This is a genomic window from Streptococcus sp. GP0011, assembly GCF_030546305.1.
Classification (GTDB): Bacteria; Bacillota; Bacilli; order Lactobacillales; family Streptococcaceae; genus Streptococcus.
The window spans coordinates 150,460-161,794 of the sequence record NZ_JAUONR010000005.1; the positions used below are offsets into that span (position 1 = coordinate 150,460).

At 42.5% G+C, this 11,335-nt stretch carries 12 protein-coding genes; 10 read left to right on the top strand and 2 right to left on the bottom strand.

Going from position 1 to position 11,335, the window contains the following annotated elements:
* Both recA and Q4443_RS07230 read left to right on the top strand, forming a co-directional pair.
* Positions 1–1,152 (top strand): recombinase RecA, encoded by a 1,152-nt coding sequence (recA, locus tag Q4443_RS07225; RefSeq protein WP_001085518.1) that lies wholly within the window; start codon positions 1–3, stop codon positions 1,150–1,152.
* Positions 1,153–1,320: 168 nt separating this feature from the next.
* Positions 1,321–1,515 carry a PspC domain-containing protein gene (locus Q4443_RS07230; protein ID WP_000415529.1) on the top strand — a complete coding sequence of 65 codons (195 nt, stop codon included), beginning with the start codon at positions 1,321–1,323 and terminating at the stop codon, positions 1,513–1,515.
* Between the two features lie 131 nt (positions 1,516–1,646).
* Here Q4443_RS07230 and Q4443_RS07235 read toward each other — a convergent pair whose 3' ends face one another.
* On the bottom strand, positions 1,647–2,201 hold the full coding sequence (locus Q4443_RS07235) for a GNAT family N-acetyltransferase (RefSeq protein ID WP_303408221.1): 555 nt from the start codon (positions 2,199–2,201) through the stop codon (positions 1,647–1,649).
* Positions 2,202–2,310: 109 nt separating this feature from the next.
* Here Q4443_RS07235 and Q4443_RS07240 point away from each other — a divergent pair, with 109 nt between their 5' ends.
* Together Q4443_RS07240 and Q4443_RS07245 are read left to right on the top strand one after the other, a co-directional pair.
* Positions 2,311–3,681 carry an MATE family efflux transporter gene (locus tag Q4443_RS07240; RefSeq protein WP_084877350.1) on the top strand — a complete coding sequence of 457 codons (1,371 nt, stop codon included), beginning with the start codon at positions 2,311–2,313 and terminating at the stop codon, positions 3,679–3,681.
* A gap of 96 nt (positions 3,682–3,777) precedes the next feature.
* Positions 3,778–4,494, top strand: coding sequence for a YebC/PmpR family DNA-binding transcriptional regulator (locus Q4443_RS07245; protein ID WP_084877351.1), 717 nt, complete (start codon positions 3,778–3,780; stop codon positions 4,492–4,494).
* A 49-nt stretch (positions 4,495–4,543) separates the two neighbouring features.
* Here Q4443_RS07245 and Q4443_RS07250 read toward each other — a convergent pair whose 3' ends face one another.
* Positions 4,544–5,248 (bottom strand): CD20-like domain-containing protein, encoded by a 705-nt coding sequence (locus tag Q4443_RS07250; RefSeq protein ID WP_084877353.1) that lies wholly within the window; start codon positions 5,246–5,248, stop codon positions 4,544–4,546.
* Between the two features lie 192 nt (positions 5,249–5,440).
* On the opposite strand from Q4443_RS07250, the gene Q4443_RS07255 reads away from it, so the two are divergent.
* From Q4443_RS07255 to Q4443_RS07280, 6 genes are all read left to right on the top strand, one after another.
* A complete protein-coding gene (locus Q4443_RS07255; protein ID WP_303408222.1) occupies positions 5,441–5,902 on the top strand; it encodes a MarR family winged helix-turn-helix transcriptional regulator in 462 nt (153 codons plus the stop codon).
* Positions 5,886–7,655, top strand: coding sequence for an ABC transporter ATP-binding protein (locus Q4443_RS07260; RefSeq protein ID WP_303408223.1), 1,770 nt, complete (start codon positions 5,886–5,888; stop codon positions 7,653–7,655). The genes Q4443_RS07255 and Q4443_RS07260 overlap by 17 nt, the downstream gene beginning before the upstream one ends.
* Positions 7,645–9,405, top strand: a complete 1,761-nt coding sequence (locus tag Q4443_RS07265) for an ABC transporter ATP-binding protein (RefSeq protein WP_303408224.1) — start codon at positions 7,645–7,647, stop codon at positions 9,403–9,405. The genes Q4443_RS07260 and Q4443_RS07265 overlap by 11 nt, the downstream gene beginning before the upstream one ends.
* A gap of 97 nt (positions 9,406–9,502) precedes the next feature.
* Positions 9,503–10,006, top strand: coding sequence for a phosphatase PAP2 family protein (locus Q4443_RS07270; RefSeq protein WP_084877359.1), 504 nt, complete (start codon positions 9,503–9,505; stop codon positions 10,004–10,006).
* A 113-nt stretch (positions 10,007–10,119) separates the two neighbouring features.
* Positions 10,120–10,566, top strand: coding sequence for a LytTR family DNA-binding domain-containing protein (locus Q4443_RS07275; RefSeq protein ID WP_000776577.1), 447 nt, complete (start codon positions 10,120–10,122; stop codon positions 10,564–10,566).
* A gap of 5 nt (positions 10,567–10,571) precedes the next feature.
* Positions 10,572–11,246, top strand: a complete 675-nt coding sequence (locus tag Q4443_RS07280; RefSeq protein WP_009729740.1) for a hypothetical protein — start codon at positions 10,572–10,574, stop codon at positions 11,244–11,246.
* Positions 11,247–11,335: the final 89 nt, after the last annotated feature.

The window sequence follows — 11,335 nt, forward strand, 5'->3', positions numbered from 1 at the left end:
ATGGCGAAAAAACCAACAAAAAAATTAGATGAAATTGGGAAAAAATTTGGAGCTGACCGTGAAAAAGCATTGAACGATGCTCTTAAATTGATTGAGAAAGACTTTGGTAAAGGCTCAATCATGCGCTTGGGTGAGCGCGCGGAGCAAAAAGTTCAAGTGATGAGCTCAGGCTCATTGGCTCTGGACATTGCTCTTGGTTCAGGTGGTTATCCTAAAGGACGTATCATCGAAATCTATGGACCAGAATCATCTGGTAAGACAACGGTTGCCCTTCACGCTGTTGCGCAAGCACAGAAAGAAGGTGGTATTGCAGCCTTTATCGATGCGGAACATGCTCTTGACCCAGCCTATGCTGCAGCCCTTGGTGTGAACATTGATGAATTGCTCTTGTCACAACCAGACTCAGGAGAGCAAGGTCTTGAAATTGCTGGAAAATTGATTGACTCAGGTGCAGTTGACCTCGTCGTTATTGACTCAGTTGCAGCCCTTGTACCTCGTGCGGAAATTGATGGGGATATTGGAGACAGTCACGTTGGTTTGCAGGCTCGTATGATGAGCCAGGCCATGCGTAAACTCGGAGCTTCTATCAATAAAACCAAGACAATTGCCATCTTTATTAACCAGTTGCGTGAAAAAGTTGGGGTCATGTTTGGAAATCCAGAAACAACACCTGGTGGACGTGCTTTGAAATTCTACGCTTCAGTCCGTTTGGATGTTCGTGGAAGCACACAAATCAAGGGAACTGGTGACCAAAAAGATACCAATGTCGGTAAGGAAACCAAGATCAAGGTCGTGAAAAACAAGGTAGCTCCACCATTTAAGGAAGCCTTTGTTGAAATCATGTACGGAGAAGGGATTTCTAAAACTGGTGAGCTCTTGAAGATCGCAAGTGATCTCGATATCATCCAAAAAGCGGGAGCATGGTACTCTTACAAGGGTGAAAAAATCGGACAAGGATCTGAAAATGCTAAGAAATACTTGGCGGATCACCCAGAAATTTTTGATGCTATTGACCACCAAGTTCGTGTTCAATATGGCTTGATTGAAGATGAAGAAGGGACAACTCCTACCACTGTTGCGGAAGATCTAGCACCTAACCAAGAAGTAACGCTTGACCTAGGCGATGGACTTGAAATCGAAATTGAAGATTAAAAATAAAAGCGGAGAAGTCCTTCTCTGCTTTTTATGTTTAATTATTAATTCTCCATAAGCTTCAAAAGCGTAATAAAAGAGTATTTAATCAAAAAAATTAAAAAAACTGTTGCAATTTTTTAATTTGATGATAAAATTAAATCATTCTATAAAAAGGAGACTACTATAATGGAAAAACGCCTTGTTCGTAACGTACAAGACAAAAAGATTGCTGGTGTTTGTGCAGGTATCGGTGACTACTTTAACATGGACCACACACTTGTTCGTGCACTTTGGATCATCTTCACCCTACTTGGTGGTTCTGGAATCTTAGTTTATGCTGTTCTCTACTTCCTTCTTCCAGAAGGCAATGCAGAAGCTTAAGCCATAGAGAGAATAAAAGTTTATTCTGATCAGTTGAAAATAAAAAATGCATGTAATCGTGGATTACATGCATTTTTATATGTAGCTTCTATCGAAAAAGAGAGGTTCTTCACCAGATGGACAAGTCTTGTTTAATGATCACTAAAACGACGATACTCTATATGAAAGTCAAAATAATGTTCATTCTGTAGCTTCTGGAAGATGTCACGATAGGCTTCTTCGTCAAAGTGATCGCCACGATAGAGGATTTCAAAACTCAAACCATCGTACTCAAGGAAAGCGTTGGCTGTTTTAAAGCCATTTTGCCGATAGAAGTCCATTCTAGCCTTCCTTTGCTCCAAGTTATCGCATTCTTCATCTAATCGCTCGACTTCCAGCAACATGGTTCGCTGGTAAAACTCAGTCAGCTTTTCGATAATTTCCTTTCCGTACCCGTGGCTTCTCAGGTGGGGCATGATGGCAAAAAAGCTGATATAGAAGGCCTTTGGGTTGGAGATGGCAAAAGCAAAGCCGACGAATTCTTCTTGGTTATAAAAAGCAAAAAAGTGGGCGTCTTCTCGGTCCTGATAGCGTAAAAACTCTGACAGAGGAACTCGTTCTTCCTCGGGGAATGCTTCCTTGTTTAGCTTCTCAACCTTATCCAGATCGGGAAATACATCGGTAATTAATTGACTGGTCAAACTCATAAATGACCTCCTTTTCTTGATTATAGCAAATTGTCTCTCTGTAAGCAATTGATTGCAAACTTAGTGACAGAGCCTTGTCGCTCCTTTAGAAAGCTGATATAATAGCTTTATGAATAAGAAACGATCCGTGGACTTGATACATGGTCCTATTCTTCCTGCGCTGTTAAGCTTTGCCTTTCCAATCTTGCTGTCTAATATCTTTCAACAGCTTTATAATACAGCTGACGTCTTGATTGTTGGACGATTTCTTGGTCAAGATTCCTTGGCAGCAGTAGGGGCGACAACTGCCATTTTTGACTTGATTATAGGCTTTACGCTTGGTGTTGGAAATGGCATGGGGATTGTCATTGCCCGCTATTATGGGGCTCGTAATTTCACTAAAATTAAAGAAGCAGTAGCAGCAACTTGGATTTTAGGTGCTCTTTTGAGCATTGTGGTCATGCTGATGGGCTTTGTCGGTCTGTATCCACTCCTGCAATATTTAGATACCCCGGCAGAAATCCTTCCTCAATCCTATCAATATATTTCTATGATAGTGACTTGTGTAGGCGTCAGCTTCGCTTATAATCTCTTTGCAGGCTTGTTGCGCTCCATTGGTGATAGTCTAGCAGCTCTTGGCTTTCTGATTTTCTCTGCCTTAGTCAATGTGGTTCTGGATCTCTATTTCATTACGCAACTGCATCTGGGAGTTCAATCTGCGGGGCTTGCTACCATCATTTCGCAAGGCTTGTCAGCTGTTCTCTGCTTTTATTATATCCGTAAGAGTGTTCCAGAACTGCTCCCTCAACTCAAGCATTTTAAATGGAATAAGGCCTTGTATGCGGATCTCTTGGAGCAAGGTTTGGCTATGGGTTTGATGAGTTCCATTGTGTCTATCGGTAGTGTGATTTTACAATCCTCTGTTAATACCTTTGGTGCTGTGATTATTAGCGCCCAGACGGCGGCTCGACGCATTATGGCTTTTGCTCTGCTTCCGATGACGGCTATTTCTTCTGCCATGACGACCTTTGCTTCTCAGAATCTTGGGGCCAAGCGACCAGACCGCATTGTTCAAGGTCTTCGAATTGGCAGTCGCCTGAGCATGTCCTGGGCAGGTTTTGTCTGTATCTTTCTCTTTTTTGCTAGTCCGACCTTGGTTTCCTTCTTGGGCAGTTCGATGGATAACTACTTAGTAGAAAATGGCAGTCTCTACCTGCAAATCAGCTCAGTCTTTTATCCGATTTTGAGCCTCTTGTTGATTTATCGGAATTGCTTGCAGGGCTTGGGCCAAAAAGTCCTTCCTCTGGTATCTAGTTTTATCGAACTAATCGGGAAAATCGTTTTTGTGGTTTTGATTATCCCTTGGGCAGGGTATAGGGGAGTTATTCTCTGCGAACCCCTTATCTGGGTTGCCATGACTACCCAACTGTACTTTTCACTTTTCCGCCATCCCCTGATAAAAGAAGGAAAGGCAATCTTGGCAACAAAAGGACAATCCTAGCTGGATTTGCTGAATAAAATCCATTTCCTCTAGTGAAAATCGAAAAAACTTGTGTTATAATAAGAAAGATTAAAATGTGAAAAAAGGAGATTCCTAATGGGACGTAAATGGGCCAATATCGTAGCCAAGAAAACGGCTAAAGATGGAGCTAACTCTAAAGTATATGCAAAATTTGGTGTAGAAATCTATGTAGCAGCTAAAAAAGGTGATCCAGACCCAGAATCAAACACTGCTTTGAAATTCGTTATCGACCGTGCTAAACAAGCCCAAGTGCCGAAACACGTTATCGATAAAGCGATTGATAAAGCCAAAGGAAACACAGACGAAACCTTTACAGAAGGACGTTACGAAGGATTTGGACCAAATGGTTCTATGTTGATTGTGGATACCTTGACTTCAAACGTCAACCGTACCGCTGCTAATGTCCGTGCTGCTTTTGGTAAAAACGGCGGAAACATGGGTGCTTCAGGTTCGGTTTCATACCTCTTTGATAACAAGGGTGTGATCGTATTTGCAGGTGAGGACGCTGATGCAGTCTTTGAGCAATTGCTCGAAGCAGATGTGGATGTGGACGATGTAGAAGCAGAAGAAGGAACAATCACGGTTTACACAGCTCCAACAGACCTTCACAAGGCTATCGTTGCCCTTCGTGAGTCAGGTGTCGACGAATTCCAAGTGACTGAATTGGAAATGATTCCTCAGTCTGAAGTGGAATTGTCAGGCGAAGACCTTGAAACCTTTGAAAAACTTTACAGCGTTCTTGAGGACGACGAAGACGTACAAAAGATCTACACAAACGTAGATGGATTCTAATAGAAAAACGAACAGTTTTACTAGCTGTTCGTTTTTTTGATATTTGAACTTAGACTCTAGTTTCAGAATCGTTTTGTTTCTTGCTTTTTTCTAGACCTAGACCGACTGCATGTTTTTGAACGAGCAAGAGCTGTCCATTGTCCTGTTTTGCAAAAGTTAAGGTAACGGTCTTGATCTTGTCTCCAATGGAGATATAGGTGATTTTTCTCGTATCGTACCCTCCGATAGTGGAGTCAAACTCGGAGTCTGGTAGTCCGTGTTTTTTGATAATATCCTTGTAGTTGGTACCACCTTTTCCTTTGTTGTCAAGGTCACCTTCGATTAAGGCGTCAAACTCTTTTTGGGTCCAGGTGAAGGTATCGTTTTCTTCCTCCTCAGGGATGGAATAGGCGCTATCATCTGTCAAGTCGCTTTCTTCTTCGCGTTCCATTGAGGCACTCGCCTCGCTGTAGGAACGGTTAAACTCCCTGACAAACTCTTTGTAGACATTAGCGTACAGTACCTGGGTCGTAAAGAAAAGTACAATAGAAGCAATTGACAGAGCTGTTCCAATAATGGCCATTGTTTTTCGTTTTTTGAGGTTGACGATAAGGCCGATAATCCCCAAGATAAATGCGACAATGGCGATGAAAAACGATAGATAGTTAATAAATGGAATCCAAGATCCTAAAAGTGCGATGGCTCCAAAAATGGTTGCCAAGATTCCTAAAACTCGTTGTTCTTCTGGTTTCATTTGAACGTTTTCTCCCTTCATCGAGTGAATGGATTTCTATCCACAGTAGTTAGTGCTTATTATAGAAAAAATATTGCCTAATGTCAATTTAAACTAAAATAGTTCTCTAGGAAACTTTTTTCTTGACATCTTTTCTGAAAATGATAAAATAGTTCTCATGGAAACTTAAATAGTTCTTGTGAGAACTATATTTATCGTGAGAAAGGAGCAATCATGGACAAGCCAATGTTAATATTCAAACGTTTTGGACACCAGGTTCATCTGATGGTACAGAAAGAAGCCAAGCGTTGTGGCATTGAATTTATGGGTGGACCGCAAGGGCAGGTTCTGCGTTTTTTAGATTGCCAAGAACAGTCTGAAAATCTGGTCTTAATTAAGGATATCGAGCAGGAACTCAATATTACCAAATCTGTGGCGAGTAATTTAGTCAAGCGCATGGTGCAAAATGGTTTGGTTGAGCTAGAGGCCAGCCCGAGTGATAAGCGGGCAAAATTTGTTCGCCTGACGGAGAAATCGCGTTCGCAGATGCAAAAAGTTAAAGCTTTTTTTGATCGGATTGATCAGAGTCTGCTAGAGGGGGTTTCAAAGTCAGACTTAGCAATCTTTGAAAAGGTACTCGGGCAATTGCAAGAAAATGTTGAGAAGATAGGAGGAGAGAATGAAGAAACTCGCTAAACGTATTACAGGAAAAGAGTGGGGAATGATCGCCCTTACGATTCTTTTCACTTGTTTCTCGGTCTATCTCGAGTTAGAGGTGCCGACCTATATTTCGCAAATTACAGAATTGCTAGGAACATCTGGAACGCAGTTGGGTGAACTTTGGTCACCAGCTGCGAAGATGATTGGTTTGTCTTTATTGGCTTTCTTTTCATCTGTTATGGTTGGTTTCTTTGCCGCTCGCGTTGCAGCCTCCTATACAACCCATCTACGTAGAGACGTATTTCATCGTGTTTTAGATTTTTCGCAGACAGAGATCAAGCGCTTTTCAATCCCAAGTCTCTTGACTCGGACGACCAATGATATTACCCAGGTACAGATGCTCTTTACCATGGGATTACAGGTAGTGACTCGTGGGCCGATTATGGCTATCTGGGCCATTGGAAAAATCCTTGGGAAATCGGAATACTGGCTCTGGGCAGTCATTGTGGCTGTTATTGTCAACGTCTTGATGACCACCGTTCTCATGACTCTGGCCTTTCCAAAACAATCGGTCATCCAAAAATTGACAGATAAACTCAATAGTATCACTCGTGAAAGTTTGACGGGGATTCGAGTTGTTCGTGCATACAATGCGGAAGATTACCAAGATAAGAAATTTGAAGTTGCCAACGACGAGGTAACACGTCTCAATCTCTTTGTCAATCGATTGATGGCGATTATGAACCCGATCATGATGGCAATTTCGAGCGGATTGAGTTTAGCCATTTACTGGATTGGTGCCTATATCATCAACGATGCAAGTTTGGCAGAACGTCTACCACTCTTTAGTGATATGGTGGTCTTCATGTCCTATGCTATGCAGGTCGTGATGGGCTTCCTTCTCATGGGAGCACTCTTTATCGTTCTTCCTCGTACCTTGGTTTCGGCAGGACGTATCAATCAAGTGCTAGACTTGCATTCTTCTATTGAAAATCCTAGTCATGCACAGACAGCGGATCCTTCAGTTCAAGGACAAGTGGAATTCCGTGATGTAACCTTCCGATACTCTCAAAACTCAGAAGCAGTTGTGGAACATGTTACTTTTAAAGCCGAAGCAGGTCAAACAGTTGCCTTTATCGGATCAACTGGATCTGGGAAATCTACTCTAGTCAACCTAATACCTCGTTTTTATGATGTCTCATCTGGTCAAATCCTAGTAGATGGTGTCGATGTGCAAGATTACAACTTGGAAGACTTGCGTAATAAGGTCGGCTATATCCCACAAAAAGCTGTGCTCTTTTCTGGAGATGTTAAGGGTAATCTCGACTTTGGTAAGAGTAAAGAAAGTCCTCTCAGCGAACCTGCTATGTGGCAAGCTTTGGAATTGGCTCAATCTAAGAACTTTATCGAGGATAAGGAAGCAGGTCTGTCCTCTGAAGTAGCCCAAGGTGGGACCAACTTCTCAGGAGGTCAAAGACAACGCTTGGCTATTGCCCGGGCCTTGGCTCGTAAGCCAGAGATTCTTATCTTTGATGACTCTTTCTCAGCCTTGGACTACAAGACAGACCGGATCTTGCGCCAAGAATTAGCTGAAAAAACACAATCCTTGACTAAGTTAATCGTTGCTCAACGCATCTCAACCATCATGGATGCCGACCTGATCTTGGTTTTGGATCAAGGTAAAGTCGTGGGACAAGGCACCCACAAAGAACTTCTAGCTACTAACGAAGTCTACCAAGAAATTGCCTACTCACAACTATCGAAGGAGGAATTGGAAGATGGAAAATAAAAAAGTTTCGGTCTGGAAACAGTGCAAACCTTATATGGCAGGCCTCCAACTCCCTCTCCTAATAGCAGTTGTGGCTGCAGTCATTTCAAGTATCATTACCGTTTATGGTCCAACTAAGATTAAAGAAATTACTAACTTGATTTCAGATGGCTTGGCTACAGAAATCGACTTGGTAGCTGTGTCAAACATTGCTGGATTTTTGGTTGTTCTGTATGTATTTGGAGCTATCCTTAATTATACACAGGCCTATATCTTTTCAACGAGCATTCAGCATTTTTCAAAACGCTTGCGGACAGCAATCGCTGAAAAAATCAATCGTTTGCCACTTGGCTATTTTGACCGTCATTCACAAGGAGATACCCTTTCGCGCGTGACCAATGATGTGGATACAGCAGCGCAATCTCTCAACCAAAGTCTAGGGACAGTTCTTTCAGCTAGTTTCTTGTTGATTGCTGTCTTGGTGACCATGTTTGGGATGAACTGGATTTTGGCATTGGTAACCGTTGTATCAACCCTTGTTGGTTTTGCGGCGGTTTCCGTAATCATGGCCAAGTCACAGGGTTATTTTAAAGCCCAACAAAATAATCTAGCAGCCGTCAATGGTTATGTGGAGGAGATGTACTCTGGCCATAATGTAGTGACCAGCTACAACGCAGTGGACACCTCCAAAGCGAGATTTGCTGGTTTAAACCAAGACTTGCATGACAGTATCTGGAAATCTCAATTTATCTCTGGTATCATGATGCCAGCCATGATTTTTATTGGGAACTTTAGTTATGTATTAGTCATCATCGTTGGAGCTGCGCTGGCGTTAGAAGGGCATATCACAATAGGGATTATTGTAGCCTTTATGGTTTACGTACGGACCTTCTCCCAACCTCTGTCACAGATTGCCCAAGGGATTACGAGCTTGCAACAAGCGAGTGCAGCCATGACACGTGTATTAGAATTTCTAGCTGAAGCAGAGATGCAGGATGAATCTCATAAGGAGAGACAATTGGCCCATATGAAAGGGGAAGTAGTCTTTGATCATGTGTCCTTTGGCTATACACCAGAGCGCACCATCATCCATGATTTTTCTGCGATAGCTCATGCAGGTCAAAAGGTCGCAATCGTTGGACCGACTGGGGCTGGTAAGACAACCATTGTCAATCTTTTGATGAAGTTCTATGAGCTAGATAAGGGAAGTATCTGTATCGATGGTGTGGATACCAAGGATATGAAGCGCTCAGAAGTACACGATGCCTTCTCAATGGTCTTGCAGGACATATGGCTTTTTGAAGGAACCATTCGAGATAATCTCATCTATAATCAAACAGACATCAGTGATGAACGAATGATGGAAGCCAGCAAGGCTGTGGGAATCCACCACTTTATCATGACCTTGCCAGATGGCTACGATACTGTTTTGGATGACACCGTGACCTTGTCTGTTGGACAAAAACAGCTCTTGACCATTGCTCGTGCCCTTCTCAAAGATGCACCACTCTTGATTTTGGATGAAGCGACATCTTCAGTCGACACACGTACAGAGGAGTTGATTCAAAAAGCCATGGACCGTTTGATGGAGGGTCGAACTTCCTTTGTCATTGCCCACCGCTTGTCAACGATTCGTAATGCCGACTTGATTCTTGTCATGAAAGATGGCAATATCATCGAACAAGGCAACCATGAGGAGTTGATGGCGCAAGGTGGCTTCTACGCTGACCTGTACAATAGTCAATTTACAGAAGACGAAGCAGAAGAATAAATCAAAAGAAGGCTTGACGGCCTTCTTTTTCTGCACTATACTAGAAGACAAACGTCTCACCTGTAGACGAAAACAAGGTAATGAATGAGAAGCATAAATGAAAAATTATCAAGAATGGTATCGAAATATCAGTTCCAGGCTCACCAGCCATCCCACCCTTCTATTTCTGTTACGCAGTTTTAATCGCTTGATGACAGTCGCCATGCCATTGGTCTATCTGATCTTGCTAGTCACCACTTACCTGCAACTAGGATTGGGTCAGCAAGTTGGGGTTTATGTGCTTATCCCTGCATCAGGTTTTGTGATTTTGTCTCTTTTTCGTAAGAAAATCAACCACCCGCGACCTTATGAAACTTGGGACATCAGTCCTCTGCTTGACAAGGATAGTTCGGGACAGTCGATGCCCAGTCGCCATGTCTTTTCGGCAACCATCATCTCCATGGCCAGTCTGCATGCTAGTCTACCTGTTGGCTTAGCATGCCTGCTCTTTTCAGCTTTGCTGGGCTTGGTGAGGGTTTTAGGTGGTGTGCATTATCCAAAGGACGTCTTGGTTGGCTATATTTGCGGTCTGTTGTGGGGGTTCCTTTTCTTCCTATTCTGATATGTAAGTTAGGCTGGTCCTACAACCACTTACTGCTTCATATAGACCACTTGCTTTTTTGCCCTTGTATTCCTATCTTAGCTTTGATATAGTAGAGTCAGAAAGGAGATGTGATGAAGTTACGAATTGAGATTGACGACAATTTAGAGGAGACTGAAATTGTCATCAAGACCCCCACTTTGACAGATGAAATTGCAGATTTGCAACGACTCTTGCAAGAGTCAAAGGCTCCGAGGTTGACTTTTTACAAGGGGACAGGTGAATATTATCTAGACCTGTCAGAAATTCTCTTCTTTGAAACAGAAGGGAGCAAGATTTACGCTCATAACCAGAAGGAAGCCTATGAAGTACGTCTCAAGCTCTATGAGTTGGAGTCCATCCTGCCTCGCTATTTTAGTCGAGTGTCCAAGTCAACGATCGCAAACATCCGTCAGATTTACTCAGTGGACAAGTCCTTTTCAGGAACGGGCACCATTTCCTTTTATCAGACGCACAAGGAGGTTCATGTCTCGCGGCATTACCAATCCCTCCTAAAAGAAAATCTAAGAAACATGAGGTAAAAAACATGAAAAAGAAAGCATTTGGTATTGTTTTATTGGTTTTAGCGGCTTGGATCTTGCTGCAAGGGAATTTTGGAATTCCTTCTTTGGATGGCAAGATATGGCCTTTGATTGGTATCGCCTTTTTTGCTTACCAATCAGTTGAAGCTTTGCTTCGTCGTCATCTAACATCAGCAGTTTTTACCGCTCTAGTAGCCTTAATGATTGCGAATCATTTTTATAACATTTTTCCTATTCCAAACCAGTCTTTGTTTTGGGCTAGCATCTTAGCAGTGCTAGGTGTTGGTTATCTGACGCATTCAAGTAAGTTCTGGAATGAAAAAAAATGGTGGTACAATGGGAAAAAAACAGTCGTCACGGATAAGGAAGTCGCTTTTGGTAGCGGGACCTTCTATAAGCAAGATCAAGATCTCGTAGATGACCAAGTGGAAGTCGCTTTTGGGGATGCTAAAATCTACTATGATAATGCAGAGATGCTAGGTGATTTTGCAACTTTAAATATTGAAGTGGCCTTCGGGAATGCAACTGTCTATGTTCCACAACACTGGCGTGTCGATCTGAAAGTAGAAACCTCCTTTGGTGCAGCTAAGGCAGATGCTCCTGTAGCGCCAACAAACAAAACCTTGATTATCCGTGGGGAAGTCGCTTTTGGTAAACTTGGAGTTGTTTATGTTAAATAAAAAAAGTCTCCGGTAAGTGTCTAGAGTTTTGGGAAAATGAAAAATTAAATATCATATATCTTGAGAGAGCGAGAAAATCGCTCTCTTTT

Coding starts and splice junctions, on each gene's coding strand:
- Q4443_RS07240 (WP_084877350.1), top strand. CDS start 2,311: ATGAATAAGAAACGATCCGTGGACTTGATACATGGTCCTATTCTTCCT.
- Q4443_RS07275 (WP_000776577.1), top strand. CDS start 10,120: ATGAAGTTACGAATTGAGATTGACGACAATTTAGAGGAGACTGAAATT.
- Q4443_RS07250 (WP_084877353.1), bottom strand. CDS start 5,248: ATGAAGGGAGAAAACGTTCAAATGAAACCAGAAGAACAACGAGTTTTA.
- Q4443_RS07235 (WP_303408221.1), bottom strand. CDS start 2,201: ATGAGTTTGACCAGTCAATTAATTACCGATGTATTTCCCGATCTGGAT.
- Q4443_RS07245 (WP_084877351.1), top strand. CDS start 3,778: ATGGGACGTAAATGGGCCAATATCGTAGCCAAGAAAACGGCTAAAGAT.
- Q4443_RS07230 (WP_000415529.1), top strand. CDS start 1,321: ATGGAAAAACGCCTTGTTCGTAACGTACAAGACAAAAAGATTGCTGGT.
- Q4443_RS07265 (WP_303408224.1), top strand. CDS start 7,645: ATGGAAAATAAAAAAGTTTCGGTCTGGAAACAGTGCAAACCTTATATG.
- Q4443_RS07280 (WP_009729740.1), top strand. CDS start 10,572: ATGAAAAAGAAAGCATTTGGTATTGTTTTATTGGTTTTAGCGGCTTGG.
- Q4443_RS07260 (WP_303408223.1), top strand. CDS start 5,886: ATGAAGAAACTCGCTAAACGTATTACAGGAAAAGAGTGGGGAATGATC.
- Q4443_RS07270 (WP_084877359.1), top strand. CDS start 9,503: ATGAAAAATTATCAAGAATGGTATCGAAATATCAGTTCCAGGCTCACC.
- Q4443_RS07255 (WP_303408222.1), top strand. CDS start 5,441: ATGGACAAGCCAATGTTAATATTCAAACGTTTTGGACACCAGGTTCAT.
- recA (WP_001085518.1), top strand. CDS start 1: ATGGCGAAAAAACCAACAAAAAAATTAGATGAAATTGGGAAAAAATTT.